A 23092-nucleotide genomic window follows, 5' to 3' on the forward strand; every position below is an offset into this window, starting at 1 on the left:
AAGAGCTGACTTTTGAGTTTATCATCATTAAAAATCCAATCTCTGCCCAGATTTTCGCTCAACTTTGCCGCTAACATCATGGCAAGCTTGCTTATGCTCATCGGTTCTATCAGAGCCTTTGAATGGGTTAAGCCAAGTTTTAGTCAGTTTTTACTGTTTTGTGGATTAGCATTAAGCTCTAACATCTTGTTTTCTTGGCTGGTTGCAGATACGGGCAGTCATTTTAACAAACAAGGTCTGATTGGTTATTTGATTTGGCCAATGGTCATGCTGATTGCTGGCATTGTTTTATCCAAACGCTATCAAAACGACACCTTGTTATTTGTCCCTGCAATACTGTGGCTGACTGCTGACACCATGTTGATTTTGCTCCAAAGTAGCATTCAGTTTATGGAGCTGCAAGGCTGGTTGCCAATTTGGACATACGACATCATCGCCATTTCATTCATGTTATTATTTGTGTGGCAAACGGCGTCTTTGTTTTGGGTGTTTGCAAAAAAATTAGGCTGGCGGTGGTGGGAGCAGGTCAGTATGCTCATCGGAGCAGTTGCGATGCTGTGGGTATGGCAACAAAACATCAAAGACCAGCCCATTTTTAAAACCGATGACACAGCCCCAACCATCAGCGAAACTGCCTTTTATGTTCAGCCACTTATCCTAACAGAACAGTTATCCGCCCTACAAAAAAACAACGAAGGGGTCAGCGATTGGTATTTTGTTGGCGTAGCAGGTTTTGGCGGTCAAAATGTTTTTATGAATGAAATCAATAAAGCTCGCCAGCTTTTTGATGTTCGCTTTGGCACGCAAGGCAAGTCCATCACGCTCATCAACAACCCCAACACATGGCAATCTGAACCCATTGCCAGTCGCACCAGTTTAGACAAAACATTAAAACACTTGGGACAAACAATGAATCCCAGTGAAGATGTGTTATTTTTGACCATCAGCTCTCATGGGGCCGTGTCAGAAAGTGGAAAGATTTTGGGGGATTTGGTGCTAGATAACGCCCCTTTGGAGCTTGATGACATTGACCCTGATTGGCTAAGACAGGCTTTGGACGACTCAGGCATACGCTGGCGAGTGATTGTGATTTCAGCGTGCTACTCAGGAACTTTTATAGAAAAACTTAGCTCACCAACCACCACCATCATCACCGCTTCAAGAGCTGACCGTGCGTCTTTTGGGTGTAGTGATGATGCGGATTTGACCTACTTTGGGCGGGCATTTTTTGCCGAAGCCCTAAGAGACACCACCAGTTTAGAAGACGCTTTTAAATACACCACCGAACGCATTGCCAACCGTGAAGCTTTGATGGGGTTTTCTCCCAGTGAGCCACAAATGGTGTCAGGCAGTCTGATGAAAAATGCCCTACCTGAATTTGAAAAAGCACTATTTATCCAAGACAATGTTGAGCTTGGTGATGACAAAAAATAGATTATTGACGTCTTTGTAAAAACCACATTCCAAACAAAGCACTCACTAAAATGGGCAAAATTGCCATCACCAAAGGCGATATGCCACTTGCTAATGCCACAAAGCCCGATAAATCTGTCAAATAACTAAATAGCAACCCTGTCAAAAGTGCCATCACCACACGAATGCCTAAGCCTTGTGAGCGAAGCGACCCAAACACAAAGGACGATGCTACCAACACAAGCGACAGCACCGCAAAGGGGGACAATAGCTTTTGCCAAAACGCAAGCTCATGACGAAGCGACCGCCCACCTTGCTCACGCATGAGTCTTTGGTGAGCATACAAATCCGACAGCGACAAATCATCGGCATCTGTGGTTAATAAATGCACATCTGTTGGAGCAATTGACAAAGCAAGCTGACTGCTGTCTTGATGTTCACGCACCACCCCTGCCCCATCAATGGTGATTTGACTGACATTATTTAGCCGCCATGTGTAGCCATCTTGGTTTTTGCTTTGGTATGTATGCTGGTATTCACCTGTTTGGGCGGTGAGTGCATGGGTAAGATTGGCATGATTGTCCAAATGATAGCGTTTGGTTTGCCCCAGTTTGCCTGTGTTGTCCGCATAACTGATATAAGTAATGTCCATGCCATCATCTTGACTGTTTACTGTCCAATAGCCTTGTACTGAAATCAGCTTGGTATCAGCGACATGACCGGCAATGGCGGATGCTTTTTGATTGGTAATTGGCAAAATAAACTGGTTTATCCCAAGTGATACCAACACAAACAAAAAAGCTGGCAACATCGTCCAACCAATAATCCGATAAATGCTCACCCCACCTGCTCGCATGACCACCAGCTCACTGTTGCCCGCCAATAGCCCGAGCCCTATTACCGCCCCAAGTAATGCCCCTGTGGGGATAAACTGCACCAAAAAATAAGGTGAGCGATACAAAATAAATTGCAAAGCATGAACAAAAGTATAAGTATCTGACAGATTTTCAAGCTCAGACAGATACGCAAACACCATCTGCAACAGCCACAATCCGACCACCGCCCCCACCATTGCCAACAATGCTGAGCGTATCACATAACGTGGTAAAATTCCCATCACATCGCTCCTGTTGCTTTATCTGCCTGGGTGTGAGCAGACAGCCTAAGTCTTGCCATCAGGTGTTCATGATAATTCAAATAAACCGCAAACATCATCATCGCCAATACCGCCACAGGATACACCCAAACACCGATTTTGCCTTTGCTGATGGTTTCTTTTAAAGAGATGAGTATCAAAACATTTGCCACAAAAATAAAAATCGCAGGGATAAGTTTGAGCCACCTACCTTGACGGGGGCGTACAGTGGCAAGCGGTGTGGCAAGCAGCACAGCAATCAGTATCAAAAATGGTAAAGACAAACGATAACCCAGCTCAGCATAAGCATCATCATCAGTGCGAACAAAAAGCTCTGTGGTAGGCACGCCTTCTATTTTCATGGATTTTGGGTCTTTGTCTGTATTTGCCACCAAGCTGATACGATACCGCCCAAAACCCACTTGACTGTATTCACGGGTCTGGCTGTCCACTTCGTATCGGCGACCTTCATGCAAATCCAAACGCACCACACCATCATCGCTATCTACTTGGGTGGCGGATTTGGCATAGATGATGGCGTCCTTTTGGCTGATGAATGCTTTGGGGATTTTATCAGTTAAATCAGTGGTTTGGGTGCCTGAAATATCATCTACGTTGTCTTTTTTGGCGGGAGTTTCTATCAGTGAGCCTTTGCCATTCATGCTGATGACAATCACGTCTTTGAGATAATCTTTGTTTTCGCCCACTTCGCCAACATACAAATGATAATCACCACTGCTGATAAACTGTTTTGGGCGTATCAACTCAAAAATCTCCACCACCGACTGCTCTTGCCATAAATTTGTCGCCTTTGCCACGCCCCACGGTTTACCTACAAGCACAATCAAACCATGTATGATAAACACAATCATCACCAACGGCAAAATCTGTCTTGACAATGCCCCACGGCTGATACCCCCTGCATTTAACACCGCCATTTCATGGTCAGCATACATTCTGCCAAAAACAAGCATTAGCCCAATAAAAAACGACAAGGGTAAAATCAGCTCCAAAAAGTAGGGCAGATTGTAACCAATGAGCGTCCATAACACGCCCACATCTAGCCCACCTTCGGCAGCGATACCAAAGTAGCGTATCAAACGCCCACCCAAGAGCATGACTACCAAAAACCCCAGCACAAGGGCGGTAGTCATGGCAACTTGATTTATCATATAACGGCGTAAAATCACAACCCATTTCCAACAAATAAATCATTTATTATAACAAATTTTACGTTACTTTTAAAAATTCATACAAAAAACCGCCCAAAAGAGCGGTTTTATTTGACTGACGGTGTATCAAAAACTATCGGCTGGCACCCACACTTCACCCGTCATCAGCCGTCTTGCACTTCGGCTCATAGACACCTTTTTGGCAAGCCATTTGCCGTCCACGCACTCAGACTGACCACCAACCAGTAACGTACCTGATGGGTGTCCAAAACGCACCTCAGATAAGGCTTGTCCGCCTGCCGCTTCATTGACAATCGTTCCCACAATGGTTGCCGCCGTACCAATCGCCACGCTTGCCGTTCCCATCATCGCATGATGCAGTTGCCCCATGCTCATCGCTCGTGCTAAAAGGTTAATCTCGCTTGCCTTGACCTGTTTACCGCTAGACGCTGTGTAGTCGGTGGGAGGTGCCACCCAAGCGATTTTGGGTGTGTGCTGGCGTGTCTCAGCTTCTTTCACATCTGAAATCAAACCCATTTGCACCGCACCATAGGCACGCACTTTTTCTAATTTGGCTAAAATTTCGCTATTGGTATTGATGTCTTTTTGTAGCTCTGTGCCTGTAAAACCCAAATCAGATGCTCGCAAAAAGATGGTGGGAATGCCTGCGTTGATAAAGGTTACGTCAAACTCGCCCACATCAGGCACGGCAAGGTGGTCAATCAAATTGCCAGTGGGAAACATATCGCCATCAGCGTCCACAGGGTCAATAAATTCAATCTTAACTTCTGCGGCGAGGAAAGTTACGCCGTCTAGCTCAAAATCGCCAGTTTCTTGTACTTGACCATCGGTGATAGGCACGTGGGCGATGATGGTTTTGCTGATGTTTTGTTGCCAAATTTTGACTTCACAAATGCCGTTATCAGGGATTTTGGCTTTATCCACCAAGCCGTTCATGATGGCAAATGAGCCAACCGCCGCGGTGAGATTGCCACAGTTGCCCGACCAGTCAATCATTGGCTTGTCAATCGCCACTTGCCCAAACAGATAATTGACATCGTGGTCGGCTTGGTCTGACTTGGATAAAATCACCACTTTGGACGTACTTGATGAGCCATTGCCCAGTCCATCAATTTGCTTGCCGTAGGGGTCAGGACTGCCAACGACACGCAACAAAAAGTTATCTCGTGCTTGCCCTGCCACTTGGCAAGGCTCGGGTAAGTCGGATAGTTTAAAAAATGCACCTTTGGAAGTACCGCCACGCATGTAGGTGGCTTTGGCTGATGTTTGCATAAAAACTCCTTTGCTGGTGAAATGAATTATTTTGCCAATTTTAAAATATTTCTGGCACCAAATAATACAATGACAAAGACAATCATGCCAATGATTAAATCAGGATAGCTAGAATGAGTCAATAACGTCAATGCTCCCGCCGCTATCACACCGATATTGATGATAATGTCATTGGATGTAAAAATCATGCTGGCTTTGATATGGGCTTCTTTATTTTGATTTTTGCTCAGTAGATATAAGCACAGCCAGTTTGCAATCAATGCCAAAAATGCCGTGCCAATCATCAGTTGATAATTGGGCAGCTGCTCAGCACCGATAAAACGCCTAATCACTTCTATCACCCCAAATAACGCCAATATTATCTGCGTTATCCCCGCCAAAAATGCCACACGTTTTTTATACGCCAGCGTCATACCAATGGCTGATAGCGCCAATATATAGACAAAGCTGTCCGCCAGCATATCTAAACTATCAGCAATCAGCCCCATAGAATTAGCAAAAATACCAACCGAACACTCTATGATAAAAAATACAAAGTTAATCATGAGCACTTGATATAATAATCTTTTTTCTAAGTGCTCATCAGGCTTATTAAACACTATCTTATCAACAATCACTTCGGTGGAAATGATATGACTATCAAAATTAAGCGGTTCAAGTACTTGTAAAATCGTTGTATCTTGATTATCGTGATAGACGGTTAAGCACCGCCCAGCAATATCGAACTGTAATTCATAAATATCAGATACATCTTTTAAACGCATGCGAATGAGTTGCTCTTCGGACGGGCAGTCCATTTTGGCAATGTTAAAAATGGTCTTTTTCATCTATTTAGTGCCTTGTTTTGATTAGGTTGGCTCAAATAAATCTGTGTTTATATTGCTGCTTGGTAATTTTTGGATGGTTTGAGTAAATTGATTAGGTTAAAATTTACCTTTGGAAGTACCGCCACGCATGTAGGTGGCTTTGACTGATGTTTGCATAGCTACTCCTTAACTGTTTTAACATTATCATTATTTTGACCATCTTTACCCTGATTATCCACACCATTTTGCTCGCCAACAGTACGTTTAGCTATCGCCTGATGTGCCAAGTTATGCTCTCGCTTACCAACGGCAATCACATAGACCACCAGCACCTCATCAATCACTTCATAAACCAAATGATAACCAATAGCTTTTAGCTTGATTTTTAGCGATTGATACTGCCTGATAATCATGCTGATGGTACATATGGATTTTCTGGGCGTTCAGCCAATTTTTTAGCAAATTGAGTTTGATATTGGGAGCAAGTTTTCACCATTCTTTTTGAGTTTGCGGTATAAATTTAAGCTCAAAAGTCATCGCTTCACAATTCATCTAGCGTTACCGAAACAGCTTTATTCAATCCTTTGTTCGTTCATCACACAAGCGATTAAGCTTAATACCATCCAATAACTCCATCATTTTTTCAAAAGTTTCACTAGGTACAAGATAGGCTGATAGCGTGTTGTTATTTACAATCACAATTGGTTCGCCCATTGCTTGTTCAATTAAGGCGGATGGATTACGTTTGATTTCAGAAATACTGGTGATTGGCATGCGTATAAAGGTTGCATAATTTCCCTAATTTTGGTTGAAATTTATTGCTAATTTTAGTATAGCTTTTTGGTTTATTAAATCATTTTACAAACCAATCTTAATTTTACAAAAACTCAGCTTCTTTAATCTTACCATCCTCAATTAAAACTTTCATGGATACATCGCCAATTTGATTTAAGCCTTTTTCTCTTTCCAAAAGAAATTCTTTAAATTGTTTTATTTCATAAGTTCTGCTTTGAAAAAATACTTGGTTTGCTTTGTCTGTTGAATCAAAATTCGTGATTGATTTACTATTATTTTTAATTAATTTAATATGATTTTCTAGGTTTTCAAATAATCCATTAAAATAATTTCTCGATTCTAAAACAAAATCTTTTGTTATATCAAAATAATAATTATCTTGGTCTTTTTCCAACTTTTCCAATAAATAATTTATGGTATAAATTGTATCTAGACACATGATATTTTGCTGAAAATAATCTTTAAATTTATTAAATTTTTCATAAATTTTTTCCAAATCTTTGGTATTATTCCTATTGAAAAAAGTATCAAATTTAATTGATATAATTTCATTAGATAAAACTTTTAAATCTACCTTTAAATGCTCATAAATACCGGCAATTATTGTATAATGATTTTTTAACGATATTTTTTCAGAATCAGGGATATTCTTACCTTCTCTAATCACTGTAAATATGCGATGACAATCTTTATATGCTGATATTATTTTGGCATTTCTTTCATCTTCTTGAAATTTAAAAACTTTATTTACCAAAGATGCAATTTCATCTAACTTTTGACTAATATCCGCCAAATGTTTTTGTGCTAAAATCGTTGAGGCGAAACCCATGACAAGATTGGCATTAACCATAGTTGTCAAATTATCTGGTTGAAAAATCCTTACATTTTCTAAAATACCAAAATGCCCATCTTGATTATATCCATGAACCATACCACGCAAACCATGACCATCTTTTGCAGATGTTAATTTATCCAAGCTAATATTTAAAACAGCATAATTGTTATTCATGGTTTCATGCTTAATGATTGCTGTTGGTAAATTACCAAACATTTGATTCAATGCCGTAATATTTGTTTTATCCAACTTTTCTTTCATTTTATTATTATCAATATCTCCTGTAAAATAGCGGATATTTATAACTGATTCTTGCGATTCATTTACCAACAAATCTTTAACTTCACTATATTCAATTTTATTATATTTTTGGTATTTTTTCTTTAACCAAATTATTTGAAATATAAAAGGCAAAGTTATTCTATCAGCACTAGCACCGTCTGTAAATGCCATTATTTCTATTTCTATGATGGTTGATAATAATTTTCCTAGAAATGGTATATTTAATAACTCCTCCAAATTTTTATAATTTTTCCTTTGAAAATTAGAAATTTTTTCAAATCTTTTTGAAAAATCTAGTGATAAATAATTATTATCAAAACAACTTAATAATAAATCATTTTCTTTTTCATTCAAAGATTTTTTATCATTAATTTCAATCAAATCCTTAAATGTTTTTTCTATTAAGGATTTTTTCAGATTAAATATATTTGAAAAATTGATTCTTTCTGCAATTATCAAACTAACTTTTCGAAAAACAATATACTTTGTGTATATCTCATTAAAAATTTTGCTATACGAGACATTATTGTCTGTAAACTGATTCATGATTGTATTGCCTGCAAATTTGTAAAATTCATCTACCAATAATTCTATGGCTGATTTATGATACATAGGTGTGTTGCTTTTCTCTCTCAAAAGCACATCTTTAACCGTAGAGTTTAGGGCAATTCTACCATTACCAAAGTCGGTGAGTATGTCTACCAATTCATCCACATATTGCTTATCAACAGTTAATAGAAAATCGACCAATTCTTGCTTTTCCATAAAAATCCCTAATGATTTGGTTTTGACATATTTTAGCACAGCCAATACTCTGTAACTATAAACTTATTTATAAAAAGGCGTAAAAATTACGCCTTTTTAAACATCTATTTTAGATTGCTCACCCCTTCAAAAACTCCCCCGCAAATTGCTGTAACACCCCGCCTGCTTTATAAGTCTTGACTTCGGCATCGCTGTCTAGGCGGCAAGTTACAGGCACTTTGACCACATCACCATCACGCTTATTGATAACCAAAGTCATCTCACAGTGTGGGGCAAGCTCACCAACCACGTCATAAGTTTCGGTGCCATCAAGTCCAAGCGTGTGGCGAGTCGTGCCGCCCTTAAACTGCAAAGGCAACACGCCCATACCAATCAAATTGGTGCGGTGAATGCGTTCAAAGCCTTCTGCCACAATGGCTTCCACGCCTGCCAAACGTACGCCTTTTGCTGCCCAGTCTCGGCTTGACCCTTGTCCATAGTCCATTCCGGCAATGATAATCAGTGGCTGTTTGCGATTCATATAGGTTTCAATCGCTTCCCACATACGCATGACTTTGCCGTCAGGCTCAACACGAGCCAGCGAGCCTTGACGGGTGGTGCCGTCATCATTTTTGACCATTTCATTAAACAGTTTGGGGTTAGCAAAGGTGGCACGCTGAGCGGTCAAATGGTCGCCACGGTGGGTGGCATAGCTGTTAAAATCTTCTTCGGGCAAGCCCATTTTTGCCAAATATTCACCCGCCGCCGAGCTTGGCAAAATGGCGTTTGATGGCGACAAATGGTCGGTGGTGATGTTGTCAGGCAAAATCGCCAAAGGACGCATGCCTTTTAAGGTACGCTCGCCAGCGAGTGCCCCTTCCCAATACGGCGGACGGCGAATGTAGGTGGACATGGATCGCCAGTCATACAGTGGGCTATCCGCCTTTTGACTGCGGTCAAGGTTAAACATCGGAATGTAAACTTCACGGAACTGTTCAGGCTTGACGTATTTGGCGACAATGTCGTCAATTTCTTCGTCGCTTGGCCAGATGTCAATCAGGCGAATTTCTTTGCCGTCCACCACGCCAAGCACGTCTTTTTCAATGTCAAAGCGGATTGTCCCTGCAATGGCATAAGCGACCACCAGCGGTGGGCTTGCCAAAAAGGCTTGTTTGGCATAAGGGTGAATGCGTCCGTCAAAGTTGCGGTTGCCTGATAATACGGCGGTGGCGTACAAATCACGGTCAATGATTTCTTGTTGGATTTTAGGGTCTAAGGCACCACTCATGCCATTACAAGTGGTACAAGCAAAGGCGACAATACCAAAGCCCAATTTTTCAAGCTCAGGTAACAAATTGGCTTCTTTTAGATAAATTTCCGCCACTTTTGAGCCGGGGGCAAAGGACGATTTGACCCAAGGTTTGCGAGTTAAACCAAGCTCGTTCGCCTTTTTGGCAAGTAAGGCAGCGGCTACGACATTGCGTGGGTTTGATGTATTGGTACAAGAGGTAATCGCTGCGATAATCACCGCCCCATCAGGCATCAGTCCATCAGTACGGTTTTCTACCACGCCTGCAATGCCTTTTGCTTTTAAATCAGCCGTTGAGACACGAGCGTGCGGATTGCTTGGACCTGCGATGTTGCGAGTTACGCTAGATAAATCAAAGCTCAAAACTCGCTCATACTCTGCTGTTTTTAGGCTATCCGCCCACAGTCCTGTATGTTTGGCGTAAGTTTCAACCAGTTTCACCTGTTTATCATCACGTCCTGTCAATCTTAGATAATCAATAGTTTGCTGGTCAATGTAAAACAACCCTGCGGTCGCTCCGTATTCAGGGGTCATGTTGGAAATCGTGGCTCTATCGCCGATGGATAAATCGCTCGCCCCTTCACCAAAAAACTCCACATACGCCCCAACGACACGCTCTTTACGCAAAAACTCGGTCAAAGCAAGCACAATATCAGTGGCGGTAATGCCTGCCTGTCTTTTACCTGTTAAATGCACGCCGACAATGTCAGGCAATCGCATCATGGATGGCAAGCCAAGCATGACGCATTCGGCTTCTAGTCCGCCCACGCCCACACTAATCACGCCCAAAGCGTCCACGTGGGGCGTGTGGCTGTCTGTGCCCACACAAGTATCAGGATAAGCCAAGCCGTCTTTGACTTGTACCACAGGCGACATTTTCTCTAAGTTGATTTGGTGCATAATGCCGTTGCCAGCAGGGATTACGTCCACGTTCTCAAAGGCGGTCTTTGTCCAGTTGATAAAATGAAAACGGTCATCATTTCGGCGGTCTTCAATGGCACGGTTTTTGGCAAAAGCGTCAGGGTCATAACCACCATGCTCCACCGCAAGTGAATGGTCTACAATCAGCTGGGTCTGCACCACAGGATTGACCTTGCTTGGGTCGCCCCCTTGCTCAGCGATGGCGTCTCGCAAACCTGCCAAATCCACAAGGGCGGTTTGCCCCAAAATGTCGTGACACACCACACGGCAAGGATACCAAGGAAAATCGGACGTGCGTTCACGGTTGATGATTTGTTTTAACGCGGTGGTGAGTTCGTCTTTATCGCTCACTTTTCGCACCAGTTGCTCTGCCAAAATGCGTGATGTATAAGGCAGTTTGTCATAAGCGTTTGGCGTGATGTCATTGATGGCTTGACGGGTGTCAAAATAATCAAGCTCGGTGTTAGGTAGGGGTTTACGGTATTGGCTATTCACTGTCATATTGGCTACTCCGTGGTTAATAAACTTAGTTTACAAAATAAATTTTGCCATAATCTATTGGCATATCTATGGGCAGGGCTGTCTTGCTTTGGGTATTTAGCAGTCGTATTTTTTCCATTGCCAAATCTAACTCACTTTGCTGATGTGTCAATTCATCAATGATGACAAAAATCGGCGATGACATTTGATGGATTTTTAATAAAAATTGATGATAAGACGTTAAAACTGTTTGCGATTGCGACAAGACATTGCCGCCCATGCGTCCATACACATACGTCTCACTTTTACCGTCTGCATAAATCAGCTCATGTTTGTGATATCTGTCTTTACTGATGTCATCTATTGATTGTTTGCTGATGATTAAGCTACATAACGACATATTTTATTTTCTTTATTTAAATCATGACTGGCATTTAAAATTTACGATGTTTAACGCTTGGTCGCCACCACAAACAGCCTTGGCAATGCCAATAAAATACAGCCATCCGCTTGAGTGGGATAGGCTTGACTAAGTGCCTGCACATACTCATCAATAAACGATTGCTGTTGGTCATCATCAAGCTTTGCCAAATACGGACGCATTGCCGTACTGCCAAACCACTGGGCAATACTTGCCACACTTGGTAACACATGATAATAAGTGGTACGCCAAATATCCACACCACAGCCTGCTTGTGTCAAAACGCCATAATAATCATCAACGCCCAACATCACAGGACGCACCGCCACATCGGACAGCTTGGCACGCCATTTGGGATGATTGGCAACATCACGCATCAAACGGTGCGATGGCTCATTTAAATTATCGGGCATTTGCACCGCCAGCACGCCACCATCTGCCAAATTTGCCACCAACCTAGGCAACAGTTCACGCTGGTTAGGCGACCACTGCAAAGACGCATTAGCAAAAATCACATCTTGGGGCGTATCTGCCTGCCACTGATGAAAATCAGCTTGGATAAAGCTAACTTGTGGCAATCTGGCTTGGGCGGTTTTTATCATGTCTGGGGAGCTGTCTACACCGATAATGTGAGCATCTGACCAGTTTTTGTACAAAAGCTCGGTGCTATTGGCAGGACCACAGCCCAAATCGGTGATAAAACGCGCCTGATGATGAGCGATAAAAGCCAGTAGCTCCTTGGCAGGGCGAGTGCGTTCTTGTAAAAATTTGCTGTATTGTTTGGCGTTCCAGTCGTTCATCATCACTCCTATTGTCAAATCTAAATCCATTATCAGCGTGGCTGTGTAACTTCATAAAACACCCACTGCGACTGTGCCAAAGGGGCATTTTGGCATGGTTGCATGGACAAGGTTCGCCAGCGATGGCTTGGGTCAAAGGTGGCATCAGAATCCGCCCCTGCTGTTAAGCAAAGCCCAGAGCCAACAAGCTCAATACGTCCATCCTCACGATAGTTAAAATGCTGTAAATATTGGCTCTCCAAAAACGGACTACGCTCACCACACGCTCGTGGCATGACCGCCGCCCCAGCCAGTACGCTTTGATTGACCCCTGCGGCGGTGGCACAGGCGTTATAAGCAGGAAAGCGGATTTTGCCGTCCGCTTGCCATGTTACCGCTTCATCTTCGTACAAGCCGGGTTTGCAATTATGCACCGTCATCGGCATATCAAAACGAACGTACTTGCCAGAGCCTAAAATATCCAAACAATAGCCATCATCACGGTCAAGATTGTTTGCCAAACGCAGCTGCCCGATTTTGTCAATCGGTGGCGGTGTGTGCTTGGTTTTGGTTTGGGGCTGTTTGGCACACGCCATCAAGGGCAAAACTAGTGATAACACACACGCCATCAGCACAGGATAAGAAAAAGATTTCATACATTACTCATCAAATTGATTAAAAGTGCTGATTGTAGCAGGTTTGTTGGCTTTGTACTTAATCACCAAACCACAATTATAAAATTAACAGATAATTTAAGTTAAACTGTGTTTGTCAGTTATTTTGACAAACCCACCAAACAAACATTAAAACACAAGTTTCATTAGCAAAGCTAATAATCCGAATATTCTTTTAAAGATTTAAATTCATAAGGTGGATTAAACAAATCCATTTCATTGCCATATTTATCAAACCAGCCTGTGCTTATCATACCAATGCTTTCATCGGCATCACGCTGGGCGATATTATAACCAACCAATTGACCTTGATTATCATAAAAGCCAGTTTTGGCGGTGTCGGGGTCTAGCCATTCGCTCTTTCTGGTTTGCACCAAACACAATTTCCCATCTATCAAGCGATAATCTTCACTGCCATTATCTGTATATTTTCTCATGCCAATGATGGTAATATAATCCGAAGCAAAAACAACATCTGCAACTTGTTTGCCTTGACTGTCATATTCACACATTTCATCTTGAATGACATTGTCATTCAAATCTAAAATCAAAACTCGTTGAGCTATGCCATCTTCATTTCGGTATAGGATTTTTTTAAAATCATCGTATGTTAAAATCTCTACTTGCATATCAGTTTAAATATTAAAACCAAGTCAAGACACAGAAAATTAGGTGTTTGCCAGCCAATCAAAACAACTTATAGCCAAAATAGGCTACCCTGTGTTGAGTAGCCCATTTTTTTATTAGCGTTTTTCCATCTCCACAAACGCCAAATCATCAGGACCTGTGTAGTTGGCAGATGGACGGATAATTTTGCCATCAGCACGTTGTTCTAACACATGAGCTGACCAACCAGTCGTACGGCTAATCACAAACAAGGGGGTAAACATCGCTGTCGGTACACCAAGTTTTTGATAGCTGACCGCACTAAACCAGTCAAGGTTGGGGAACATTTTTTTCTCATCCCACATCAAGGTCTCTAAACGCTCAGCAATGTCAAACAAACGCATATCACCAGTCTCAGCCGATAAGTCTTTGGCAACTTGTTTAATGACTACGTTGCGTGGGTCGCTGATGGTATAAACAGGGTGTCCAAAGCCAATGATGATTTCTTTTTTGGCGATACGCTCACGAATGTCAGCTTCTGCTTCGTCCGCATTGCGATAGCGTTTTTGAATGTCGTACGCCACTTCGTTAGCACCACCGTGTTTTGGACCTTTTAAAGCCCCAATAGAGCCTGTGATACACGAGTAAATGTCCGAGCCTGTGCCAGCAATCACACGACTGGTAAAGGTGGACGCATTAAACTCATGCTCAGCATATAGGATAAGTGAGATGTGCATGGCTTTGATGTGCGACTCGCTTGGGCGTTTGCCGTGGAGCATGTGCAAAAAATGTCCACCAATGCTGTCTTCTTCGCTTTCAACGGAGATACGCTTGCCATTATGGCTGTATTGATACCAGTACAGTAGCATAGAGCCAAGAGATGCAATGAGTTTGTCAGCGATATCACGAGCCTCACTGGCAGGCTGGCTTTCACGCTCAGGGTGCACACAGCCAAGCATGGACACGCCCGTACGCATCACGTCCATGGGGTGCGTGTGAGCAGGTAGGCTTTCTAACACTTCAATCACCCGAATGGGCAAGCCACGCAAAGATTTGAGTTTGGCTTTGTAGGCAGCAAGCTCAAATTTGTTGGGCAAATGACCATGAATTAAGAGATGTGCCACTTCTTCAAACTCACAATGCTTTGCCAAATCCAAAATGTCATATCCACGATAAGACAAGTCATTGCCTGAGCGACCAACGGTACACAGGGCAGTATTGCCGGCTGGCACGCCAGAGAGCGCAACGGACTTTTTGGGTTTGAAGGTGGGGGCTTGGGTGGTGGTTTGGTCTGTCATGATAAACTCCTTGTTTGACAGGTGGGCTGGTATTAAAATTAATACTGGCGATAATCCAGATGATTGTTAAAGGGTGCATTTTAAAATAAAACACCCATTCACAGAATGATTGTAAAAGATTTGCCCAAAGCACGCAAGGGCAATATTGGTTATTTTTTAGTGGCAAATAAATTATCTAACTTTTGCTCAAAATCATGATAACCCAAGAAGTCATACAATTCAGCACGAGTTTGCATGCTATCCACCACATTTGCCTGCGTGCCATCTCTCATGATGGCTTCATAAACATTAAGGGCTGCTTTGCTTGCCGCTCTAAATGATGACAGCGGATATAACACAAGCGACACGCCATTATCAGCAAGCTCTTGTTGTGTATAAAGTGGCGTTGCCCCAAATTCGGTGATGTTGGCAAGCACAGGCACGCCCACCGCTTCGCTAAATTGTTTATACATGGCAAGGTCAGTGATGGCTTCGGGGAAAATCATGTCCGCTCCAGCTTCCACGCATGCCACCGCACGCTCTATGGCAGACTCCAAACCTTCCACCGCTAGGGCATCAGTGCGAGCCATGATGACAAAATTTTCGTCCACACGAGCATCTGTTGCTGCTTTGATTCTGTCCACCATTTCATCTTTGGCAACGATGGCTTTGTTGGGGCGGTGTCCACAACGTTTTTGGGCAACTTGGTCTTCAATATGTACCGCCGCCACGCCTGCTCGCTCAAAGTTACGAATGGTGCGTGCAATGTTAAACGCCCCACCCCAACCCACATCAATATCCACAAGCAAAGGCGTATCAACATTGTCCGTGATACGGCGAGCATCAATCAGCACATCTTCCATGGTAGTAATGCCCAAATCAGGAATGCCGTTTGAGCAAGCCGCCACACCACCGCCTGACAGATAAATGGCTTTAAAACCACTGGCAGTCGCAAGGCGAGCAAAGTAGGCATTAACACAGCCAACAACAGCTAAAGGGTTGGATTGGGCAACAGCTTGGCGAAAACGCAAACCTGCGGATTGATTACTCATGGCGATTATCCTTAAAACTTTTAACCAAATATTTTATCAAGTTGCTGTGAGCATGATGGGTTTAGTATAACGATAAATGATGGGTTTGTCTTGTAAAAATTTTGGTTAAAAAATACACAAATGCAAGCAAAAAATCTTTGATACTATTTGTTTTTTGCATATTAAATAAGAAATTTTACATAATATATGAGATGTTTTATAAAAAATCTGCATAGTTTTCAGAGATATTGAGAATTACTCTTGATAAATTGAAATGTTTTGTTACAAATTTGCTGAATATGCCATCTTTTTGTAGCTAATGTTTTGTTCATCATATACCGCATACACGGCGTGTAGCAGTGCTTTGATGTGAGGGTGCGGGTCGGACGCTTTGGTGTTTAGATAAATGGGTGATGTGGCATGAAAATGGCTGATGGGACGATAACATAGCTCTTCACTGCGGATGCTTTTTAAACCATCAGGAACAATGGTAATCCCCACACCGACTGACACCAAGCCCAAAGCAATCTGAATATCACGGGCTTTGGTGGTCTTTGTGGGCGTCAAATGGTGTGTATAAAATAAATGCAAAATCGGGTCTTGACTGTGGTCAGGAGCAAGCGTTAAAGGCGTGCGATGATACAAAATTATCGTCTCTTCTAACAACTCAGACAAACTTAGGGGCGTCTTGTTTTTTACCAAAGGGTGCGTGTGGGGTAAAGCGACCACGAGGCGTTCATCTCGCAAAAATATCTGATGGATAAAGCGGTCATGGCACGCAAATCGCCCAAATCCCACATCAATTTTACTTGATTTTAGGGCATAGACTTGTTCATCAGAGCCAATCTCCATCAACCGCACGTCTAAATTTTGGGCGTGCTGTTTTAAGGTTGCCACGATTTTTGGCAGCAGTCCATACAGCACCGAAGCAACAAAACCAATGGTTAATACGTCCGTCTTTTTGCTGTTAAAATTTTGGGTTAATGTGATGGTTTGTTTAATGTCATCTAGGCTTGGTGTGATATGCTCCAAAAAAAACCACCCTGCATCCGTCAATCTCATGGGGCGATGATGGCGGTCAAACAGTGCCACACCAAGCCTGCTTTCAAGTTGGGAGATGTGGCGTGAAAGCGTGGGCTGTGAGATGTTTAGAGCGTGGGCGGTCTGTGAAACATTGCCTGTGTGAGCCAGCTCAATAAATGCGGTCAGTTGGTCAAGAGAGATAGTCATTTGAGTCTCATTGTTTTTGGTCATTTTATCACAACTATTGGCAAATTTACGCCCCAATTTATCACACCAACGCCCCAAAATATGCTAAAATCCAAACAATCCCTTTTTATCTGCAAACAGGAGTTTGTATGTCAAAATCCCCCCTGACTTTGAGTGTTTTAGACACGTTTAATCCAAAAGCCACCAAAAATCCCCCCCACCTAGTGCTATTTGCTGACAAAGACGGTAAGATTTTAGGCAACCTAGATGGCGAGCATATCAGCCGTGCCAATGCTCTTATTAAAGCGTCCGCCTTTAAAGGCACACTAGGCAGTACAGTCAGCGACCACGCCTTAGATAGCGGCTATCCCTTGACGGTTGTCGGTGTGGGTGCATTAGACAAACTGGCAAACAACATCAAAAAACTTGGTAAGCCCACCTACGCCGCCATCAAATCTGCCAAAAAAGCGGTGATTTTATGGGGTGATACCATTTGCCAAAAACACTTTGGGCAGTTTGTATTAAGCCTGCTTGGAGCAAGCTACCACTTTGGCTATCAAAGCGAAAAACCCAACAAAGACACCATCAGCCAAATCACCTTTATCAATAATCAAGCCGATAATGATTACGCACAGGTTTTGGAGCTGACCCAAGCGACCTTTGTTGGTCAAAGTTTGGCTCGCACCCTTGCCAACGAAGCACCCAATATCTGCACCCCAAGTCATGTCGCCAAAATCGCCAAACAACTTGGCAAAGACCATGCTGACAGCGTGAATGTTCAGGTACTTGGCGAAAAAGAGATGCAAAAACTTGGCATGGGCTGTTTTTTGGCGGTATCCAAAGGCTCAGAACAAGAAGGTCAGCTTGTGGTGATTGAGTATTTTGGCAAATCAAACAAGAAAAAAGGCAAGCTAAAAAATCCCATTGCCCTTGTTGGTAAAGGCATCACCTTTGACACAGGGGGAATTTCTTTAAAACCTGCTGCTGGCATGGACGAGATGAAATTTGACATGGGCGGAGCTGCTGGTATGCTTGGCACGATTAAGGCAGCTTGTGAAGCCAAACTTCCCCTTGATATCGTGGTGGTATTGGCTTGTGCTGAAAATATGCCATCAGGCAGAGCCACTCGTCCCGGAGATGTCGCAGTCGCCATGAATGGCATGAGTGTTGAGATTTTAAATACTGATGCCGAAGGTCGCTTGGTGCTGTGTGATGCCCTATGCTACACCCAAGATACCTACACACCACGCACCATCATTGATGCTGCCACTTTGACAGGGGCGTGCGTGATTGCCTTAGGTAGCGTGCGTTCAGGTTTATACACCAATGATGAAGACACTTTGTTTGCCCTACAACAAGCCAGCGAAACATCGGGCGACCTTGTGTGGCAAATGCCCCTAGATGATGACTATGACGCACAGCTTAAATCCCCCATCGCTGATGTGCAAAACATCGGTGGACGTGAAGCCGGCTCAGTAACGGCGGCGTGTTTTCTAAAACGCTTTATCAAAGACAACCAAGCATGGGCCCACTTAGACATCGCAGGCACAGCATGGCAAAGTGGTGAAAATAAAGGAGCAACAGGTCGTCCTGTGCCTTTATTGATGAGCTATCTATACAGCCAAATCTAACCTTAAAAAGCGATGACTGATGTTGTCGCTTTTTATTTTTATCACACACAAAAAAAACAGCCATGATTTCATGACTGTTTTTTTTGGTATTATATAACCATCTGCTTAGAATGCCAAGTGAGCACCCACACCCCAGACACTTGCATCAGAGTTTAGATAGTTATAAGTAGCTTCTACACCTAAGTTTTTGGTTGGTTTAAAGCCGACACCCACGCCACCTGCTAGGCTGGTTTTATCAGTTTCGTGGCTGTAACTGTTATCACTGATACTTTTGTCTTTGACTTCGGTTTTTGCCACACCCAGTTTACCTTTCACATAGACAGGCGTGTTCGCAAACTGATAACGGTAAGTGCCATAAGCACCATAAGTTTTGGCTTTTAGTTCGTATTCAGTGCCATTAAATTTATATTTATCGCTGTCAGCACCTTGATACTCTGCTTCAATACCAAGATTTTGGTCAAAGTTGTAACCACCATAAACACCATAAGCAGTCAAATCACCTTTATGACCTTGAATGCGGTCAATGTCAAACTGACCTGCTTTAACACCCACATAAGGCTCACCTGCATTGCCATAGCTAATCTTAGCATTAGCACTTAGCGTCATGACTGATGCAGCAGTTAGAGCTAGGATTGCTTTTGTTAGAGTTTTCATCTTCTTCTCCTAAATGGTGCAAGCACCGAGTTGTGATGGCAAGCCATCGTTTTGTTGATGGATTTATAGTAACAAAATATTTCTTAAAAATTGTGCGTCTTTATAGATGAATATGTAAAGTTTTGCAAAGATTACAACTTTTTCGCCCAAAAATTCGCCAAATTATTACAAAGACCGCTCTATTATTGCAAAATAAGCCAAACATTACGCAAAAATTGCGTATTTCTCCAAAAATAACGTAAAATAGGTCAGTTTTTCTTTGATTTTTGATTAAAAACGAGCAGGTCATCATCAAACAAGTATGTTGATTAAAAAATTTTAGAAAAATTCACCCAACATGACCCAAGTTTGACATTTTTTGTTACAAATTAAAGGCATTTATAAACTGGGCTGTTACATTCTTATTGACGATTTAGGAGCAAGCATGGTTGTTCAATCCCCCAAAAAACTCATCATTTTTGACCTAGATGGCACATTGATTGATAGCGTGCCTGATTTGTCAGTGGCAACTAACCAAATGTTAGCCACACTTGGGGCAAACGCTGCTGACACAGAGCAAGTGCGTACTTGGGTGGGCAATGGCTCTTTAAAACTGACCGAGCGAGCATTGGCATGGGCAGGACTGCCAACCGACATGTATGCGTTAAAACAGGCACATCAGCTGTTTTTGACCGCTTACCAAACCCACATCAAAACCCATAAAACGTGCGAATACCAAGGCGTCAGTATGGGGCTGGACAGACTCAGACAAGCAGGACTGATACTGGCGATTGCCACCAACAAACCGATTGCTTTTGTGCCAGAGATTTTGACAAATATGGGTTGGACAGATAAATTTGCTTGTGTGCTAGGGGGTGATAGCCTGCCTACCAAAAAGCCCGACCCCGCCCCACTTTTGCACATCTGCAACAGCCTAGATATAGGCACAGCACAAGCGGTGATGGTTGGCGATTCGGTCAATGACATACAAGCAAGCAAATCAGCAGGCATGACCGCACTGGCACTTAGCTATGGCTATAATTATGGCAAGCCCATCGCTGATAGCAATCCTGATGCGGTATTTGATGAGTTTGGGGTATTGGTGGATTTTATCTTACAAAATTTGGTCAAATAAAAAGGGCAAATCGCCCTTTTATCATAAGTATCTGTCATCAAAATAGCACACTTCATCAAATGCCATGTGGGTTTTTTGGCTAAAATACCAACAAGTATAAGGTCGTATATTTAACTCACCTTCATAGTACTGGTTTTCTTGGGCTTCATTTAACAGCACAAAAGTCTTTGGCATACGCAGTCTGATGTTGGCAGGTTTGCCATTTAAATTTGTCCATGATTCATCTTCGATGGCTTCTCCGTGCTTATCAACCATCAGCTCATCATTAGCATCTGTCTTAAATGTTGTGCCAGCATCTAAGCGGATTTTACCATAGCCTTGTACGTTAAAACTCCAACCATAACCACCACCATACATATTACCATGCTCAAAGCCACTTGCCAGACAGATTTGTTGTTTGAGTACCTTGCCGTCTTTTAAAATGGCACAAGGCAGTTTGACATTATCATACTCGCTGGCACCTGCTAACGCCATCTGACCAAGCCCCAAACCAATGCTAGCAACGACCATTGCTTTTAACAACTTCATAAACCACTCCTTTTGTTGGGTAATTTGGCGGTATTTTTATTTTATGGCAAAAATTTATCAGTTGGTGTGATGATATTGTTAATTTTTGTCAATCAGCGGTAGCTGAGTGCTTCTGCCAAATGCGACACGCCCACCTGCTCTTCCCCTGCCAAATCGCTGATGGTACGAGCAACTTTTAACACACGATGGTAGCTTCTAGCAGACAGATTTAGCCGTGTTTGGGCAGTGGCTAATAGTTGTTTTTGGGCAACGCCAAGGGGAATAAAGCGGTCAATCTCACTTGGCAAAAGCTCGCTGTTGGCTTTGCCTTGGCGGTCTATGGCGATTTGCCTTGCTGTTATCACACGATGACGCACGACAGCAGATGATTCGCCTTGTGGGGCATTTTGTAGGTCATCTATCGGCAAAGCAGGCACATGAACGTGTAAATCAATGCGGTCAAGCAATGGTCCTGACAGTTTGTCTTGGTAGCGTTTGATTTGCTCAGGTTTGCAGCTGCAACGACCTGACGGGTCGCCATGATAGCCACATGGGCATGGATTCATTGCCCCCACCAGTTGAAAATTGGCGGGATATGCCACTTGACTGTTAGCACGACTAATCACAATCTCTTTGGCTTCTAAGGGCTGACGCATGACTTCTAGGGTTTTACGGTCAAATTCAGGCAATTCATCTAAAAATAAAACGCCATGATGAGACAAAGAAATCTCTCCGGGCTTAGGTCGTGAGCCACCACCTGACAGTGCCACAGCACTCATGGTATGATGACAAGAACGAAACGGTCGCACACCAAACTGATACGCCACGCCTGCCACCGAATAAATGCTCGCCACTTCTAGGGCTTCATCATCGCTCAACGGTGGCAATATGCTTGGCAATCTGCTTGCCATGAGCGTTTTACCAGAACCAGGTGAGCCTTTAAATAGCATGGAATGTCCGCCTGTGGCACAAATCTCCAAAGCTCGTCTTGCGTGGTGCTGACCTTTTACATCAGCCAAATCCAAAGCATAAACTGGCAGGGCTTTTTTGGTTGGTTTGGGCGTAGGAGCAAGTTTATCATCAGCACTGCCCATGCCACAGACAGCATTTAAATGGCGACATACTTGTGTCAGATTATCCGCTCCCAACACAATGGCATCCATCGCTTGCAGTGCTTCATCTGCATTAGATTTAGGCACAAACAACGTACGGCTTGACTTTATCGCACAAGCCACTGACAAAACTCCTGTTACGCCACGCAAATCACCATTTAAAGCGAGCTCGCCAACAAACTCAAAATCATCGAGCACGCTTGCATCAATCTGACCACTGGCTGACAAAATCCCAATGGCAATCGGCAAATCAAGCCGTGAACCATCTTTGGGCAAATCAGCAGGGGCAAGGTTGATGGTGATACGCCGATTTGGAAAATCAAAACCACTATTAATAATCGCTGAACGTACACGGTCTTTGCTTTCACGTACGCTGGTCTCTGGCAAACCCACAATCGTCAAAGCGGGCAAACCTTGTGAAATATGCACTTCTACCGTAACAGCAGGTGCAACCAAACCAATGACGGAGCGAGTATGGACTTGGGCAAAACTCATGGGATACTTATCATGTTAAAATTTATACAATCGCTTTTTGGTAAACGTCTGCAAGTTCGGTCAAATTCACCGCATATTGCACGCCTGCCACATGGGGGCTGATGTAATTTTGCAAAGTCGCCATGACACACCCCACCAACTTCGCCTTAATCTCATCAGAGCGACCTTTTAAAATACACAAATGAGCCACAACAAAATGCTCGCCGTCTTGGTGTGTGCCATCATTACCAAAACCAATCAGGTAACCATCAGTGCGATACAAGCGACTTTTGATGTCTTTGCTGTGTTTGAATTGACCGCTTTGGTATAAAGCAGTATTGAGTTTAAGTAGCAACTCTGTTTCATCTGCAATGGGCAAATGTTTAGAAACTTCTAAGGTCAAATGTGGCATGATGTT

22 protein-coding genes are annotated in these 23092 nt (G+C 43.0%); 3 read left to right on the plus strand and 19 right to left on the minus strand.

The annotated features are described in order from the left end of the window. Positions 1-12 precede the first annotated feature (12 nt). Positions 13-1434 carry a C13 family peptidase gene (locus tag CEW93_RS08335; protein WP_255504037.1) on the plus strand — a complete coding sequence of 474 codons (1422 nt, stop codon included), beginning with the start codon at positions 13-15 and terminating at the stop codon, positions 1432-1434. 1 nt (position 1435) lies between these two features. Here the strand turns inward: CEW93_RS08335 and lptG are convergent, their stop codons facing one another. From lptG to CEW93_RS08410, 15 genes are all read right to left on the minus strand, one after another. Next, on the minus strand, positions 1436-2530 hold the full coding sequence (gene lptG / locus CEW93_RS08340) for an LPS export ABC transporter permease LptG (RefSeq protein ID WP_089538502.1): 1095 nt from the start codon (positions 2528-2530) through the stop codon (positions 1436-1438). Further along, positions 2530-3738, minus strand: coding sequence for an LPS export ABC transporter permease LptF (gene lptF, locus CEW93_RS08345; protein ID WP_255504038.1), 1209 nt, complete (start codon positions 3736-3738; stop codon positions 2530-2532). Before lptF ends, lptG begins: the two co-directional genes overlap by 1 nt. 108 nt (positions 3739-3846) lie before the next feature. Then, complete coding sequence (gene prpF / locus CEW93_RS08350; RefSeq protein WP_089538504.1) at positions 3847-5013, minus strand: 2-methylaconitate cis-trans isomerase PrpF; 1167 nt, start codon at positions 5011-5013, stop codon at positions 3847-3849. A 26-nt stretch (positions 5014-5039) separates the two neighbouring features. Further along, the gene (locus CEW93_RS08355; RefSeq protein ID WP_089538505.1) at positions 5040-5840 is read right to left on the minus strand and encodes a cation transporter; all 801 of its coding nucleotides are present in this window, start codon (positions 5838-5840) and stop codon (positions 5040-5042) included. Positions 5841-5998: 158 nt separating this feature from the next. Continuing rightward, entirely contained in the window at positions 5999-6232 is a 234-nt protein-coding gene (locus CEW93_RS11085; protein ID WP_370511948.1) for a type II toxin-antitoxin system RelE/ParE family toxin, read from the minus strand. A 163-nt stretch (positions 6233-6395) separates the two neighbouring features. Next, positions 6396-6593 (minus strand): type II toxin-antitoxin system Phd/YefM family antitoxin, encoded by a 198-nt coding sequence (locus CEW93_RS08365; protein WP_222432734.1) that lies wholly within the window; start codon positions 6591-6593, stop codon positions 6396-6398. A gap of 103 nt (positions 6594-6696) precedes the next feature. Continuing rightward, entirely contained in the window at positions 6697-8496 is a 1800-nt protein-coding gene (locus CEW93_RS08370; protein ID WP_089538506.1) for a hypothetical protein, read from the minus strand. A 118-nt stretch (positions 8497-8614) separates the two neighbouring features. Continuing rightward, positions 8615-11200, minus strand: a complete 2586-nt coding sequence (gene acnD / locus CEW93_RS08375) for a Fe/S-dependent 2-methylisocitrate dehydratase AcnD (protein ID WP_222432736.1) — start codon at positions 11198-11200, stop codon at positions 8615-8617. Between the two features lie 31 nt (positions 11201-11231). Further along, positions 11232-11585 carry a hypothetical protein gene (locus tag CEW93_RS08380; RefSeq protein WP_089538508.1) on the minus strand — a complete coding sequence of 118 codons (354 nt, stop codon included), beginning with the start codon at positions 11583-11585 and terminating at the stop codon, positions 11232-11234. 50 nt (positions 11586-11635) lie between these two features. Further along, positions 11636-12406, minus strand: a complete 771-nt coding sequence (tam, locus tag CEW93_RS08385; RefSeq protein ID WP_089538509.1) for a trans-aconitate 2-methyltransferase — start codon at positions 12404-12406, stop codon at positions 11636-11638. A gap of 32 nt (positions 12407-12438) precedes the next feature. After that, positions 12439-13041, minus strand: a complete 603-nt coding sequence (locus CEW93_RS08390) for a hypothetical protein (protein WP_089538510.1) — start codon at positions 13039-13041, stop codon at positions 12439-12441. A gap of 173 nt (positions 13042-13214) precedes the next feature. Next, the gene (locus CEW93_RS08395; protein WP_089538511.1) at positions 13215-13688 is read right to left on the minus strand and encodes a hypothetical protein; all 474 of its coding nucleotides are present in this window, start codon (positions 13686-13688) and stop codon (positions 13215-13217) included. A 114-nt stretch (positions 13689-13802) separates the two neighbouring features. Then, positions 13803-14963: a 2-methylcitrate synthase gene (gene prpC, locus CEW93_RS08400; RefSeq protein ID WP_089538512.1), complete on the minus strand. Its 1161-nt coding sequence runs from the start codon at positions 14961-14963 to the stop codon at positions 13803-13805. A 149-nt stretch (positions 14964-15112) separates the two neighbouring features. Beyond that, positions 15113-15994, minus strand: a complete 882-nt coding sequence (prpB, locus tag CEW93_RS08405) for a methylisocitrate lyase (protein ID WP_089538513.1) — start codon at positions 15992-15994, stop codon at positions 15113-15115. A gap of 261 nt (positions 15995-16255) precedes the next feature. Beyond that, positions 16256-17203 carry a LysR family transcriptional regulator gene (locus CEW93_RS08410; protein ID WP_222432735.1) on the minus strand — a complete coding sequence of 316 codons (948 nt, stop codon included), beginning with the start codon at positions 17201-17203 and terminating at the stop codon, positions 16256-16258. A 128-nt stretch (positions 17204-17331) separates the two neighbouring features. Here CEW93_RS08410 and CEW93_RS08415 point away from each other — a divergent pair, with 128 nt between their 5' ends. After that, positions 17332-18813, plus strand: a complete 1482-nt coding sequence (locus tag CEW93_RS08415) for a leucyl aminopeptidase (RefSeq protein ID WP_089538514.1) — start codon at positions 17332-17334, stop codon at positions 18811-18813. Between the two features lie 105 nt (positions 18814-18918). Here the strand turns inward: CEW93_RS08415 and CEW93_RS08420 are convergent, their stop codons facing one another. Further along, on the minus strand, positions 18919-19467 hold the full coding sequence (locus tag CEW93_RS08420; protein WP_089538515.1) for a porin family protein: 549 nt from the start codon (positions 19465-19467) through the stop codon (positions 18919-18921). 424 nt (positions 19468-19891) lie between these two features. Here CEW93_RS08420 and CEW93_RS08425 point away from each other — a divergent pair, with 424 nt between their 5' ends. Beyond that, a complete protein-coding gene (locus CEW93_RS08425; protein ID WP_089538516.1) occupies positions 19892-20581 on the plus strand; it encodes a phosphoglycolate phosphatase in 690 nt (229 codons plus the stop codon). A 21-nt stretch (positions 20582-20602) separates the two neighbouring features. Here CEW93_RS08425 and CEW93_RS08430 read toward each other — a convergent pair whose 3' ends face one another. The 3 genes from CEW93_RS08430 to CEW93_RS08440 all read right to left on the minus strand — a co-directional run bounded on the left by CEW93_RS08430 (position 20603) and on the right by CEW93_RS08440 (position 23086). After that, the gene (locus CEW93_RS08430; protein ID WP_089538517.1) at positions 20603-21109 is read right to left on the minus strand and encodes a hypothetical protein; all 507 of its coding nucleotides are present in this window, start codon (positions 21107-21109) and stop codon (positions 20603-20605) included. Between the two features lie 92 nt (positions 21110-21201). Then, positions 21202-22695 (minus strand): YifB family Mg chelatase-like AAA ATPase, encoded by a 1494-nt coding sequence (locus CEW93_RS08435; RefSeq protein WP_089538518.1) that lies wholly within the window; start codon positions 22693-22695, stop codon positions 21202-21204. A 22-nt stretch (positions 22696-22717) separates the two neighbouring features. Beyond that, positions 22718-23086, minus strand: a complete 369-nt coding sequence (locus CEW93_RS08440; RefSeq protein ID WP_089538519.1) for a 5-carboxymethyl-2-hydroxymuconate Delta-isomerase — start codon at positions 23084-23086, stop codon at positions 22718-22720. Between the last annotated feature and the right edge of the window lie 6 nt (positions 23087-23092).

Origin of the sequence: Moraxella sp. VT-16-12, from assembly GCF_002224245.2 — a bacterium.
Classification (GTDB): Bacteria; Pseudomonadota; Gammaproteobacteria; order Pseudomonadales; family Moraxellaceae; genus Moraxella.

Excerpts from the sequence above, each read along its gene's own strand:
- lptG (WP_089538502.1), bottom strand. The coding sequence starts at position 2,530 with ATGGGAATTTTACCACGTTATGTGATACGCTCAGCATTGTTGGCAATG.
- prpF (WP_089538504.1), bottom strand. The coding sequence starts at position 5,013 with ATGCAAACATCAGCCAAAGCCACCTACATGCGTGGCGGTACTTCCAAA.
- CEW93_RS08355 (WP_089538505.1), bottom strand. The coding sequence starts at position 5,840 with ATGAAAAAGACCATTTTTAACATTGCCAAAATGGACTGCCCGTCCGAA.
- CEW93_RS11085 (WP_370511948.1), bottom strand. The coding sequence starts at position 6,232 with ATGATTATCAGGCAGTATCAATCGCTAAAAATCAAGCTAAAAGCTATT.
- CEW93_RS08365 (WP_222432734.1), bottom strand. The coding sequence starts at position 6,593 with ATGCCAATCACCAGTATTTCTGAAATCAAACGTAATCCATCCGCCTTA.
- CEW93_RS08370 (WP_089538506.1), bottom strand. The coding sequence starts at position 8,496 with ATGGAAAAGCAAGAATTGGTCGATTTTCTATTAACTGTTGATAAGCAA.
- CEW93_RS08380 (WP_089538508.1), bottom strand. The coding sequence starts at position 11,585 with ATGTCGTTATGTAGCTTAATCATCAGCAAACAATCAATAGATGACATC.
- tam (WP_089538509.1), bottom strand. The coding sequence starts at position 12,406 with ATGAACGACTGGAACGCCAAACAATACAGCAAATTTTTACAAGAACGC.
- CEW93_RS08390 (WP_089538510.1), bottom strand. The coding sequence starts at position 13,041 with ATGAAATCTTTTTCTTATCCTGTGCTGATGGCGTGTGTGTTATCACTA.
- CEW93_RS08395 (WP_089538511.1), bottom strand. The coding sequence starts at position 13,688 with ATGCAAGTAGAGATTTTAACATACGATGATTTTAAAAAAATCCTATAC.
- prpC (WP_089538512.1), bottom strand. The coding sequence starts at position 14,963 with ATGACAGACCAAACCACCACCCAAGCCCCCACCTTCAAACCCAAAAAG.
- prpB (WP_089538513.1), bottom strand. The coding sequence starts at position 15,994 with ATGAGTAATCAATCCGCAGGTTTGCGTTTTCGCCAAGCTGTTGCCCAA.
- CEW93_RS08410 (WP_222432735.1), bottom strand. The coding sequence starts at position 17,203 with ATGACTATCTCTCTTGACCAACTGACCGCATTTATTGAGCTGGCTCAC.
- CEW93_RS08415 (WP_089538514.1), top strand. The coding sequence starts at position 17,332 with ATGTCAAAATCCCCCCTGACTTTGAGTGTTTTAGACACGTTTAATCCA.
- CEW93_RS08420 (WP_089538515.1), bottom strand. The coding sequence starts at position 19,467 with ATGAAAACTCTAACAAAAGCAATCCTAGCTCTAACTGCTGCATCAGTC.
- CEW93_RS08425 (WP_089538516.1), top strand. The coding sequence starts at position 19,892 with ATGGTTGTTCAATCCCCCAAAAAACTCATCATTTTTGACCTAGATGGC.
- CEW93_RS08430 (WP_089538517.1), bottom strand. The coding sequence starts at position 21,109 with ATGAAGTTGTTAAAAGCAATGGTCGTTGCTAGCATTGGTTTGGGGCTT.
- CEW93_RS08435 (WP_089538518.1), bottom strand. The coding sequence starts at position 22,695 with ATGAGTTTTGCCCAAGTCCATACTCGCTCCGTCATTGGTTTGGTTGCA.
- CEW93_RS08440 (WP_089538519.1), bottom strand. The coding sequence starts at position 23,086 with ATGCCACATTTGACCTTAGAAGTTTCTAAACATTTGCCCATTGCAGAT.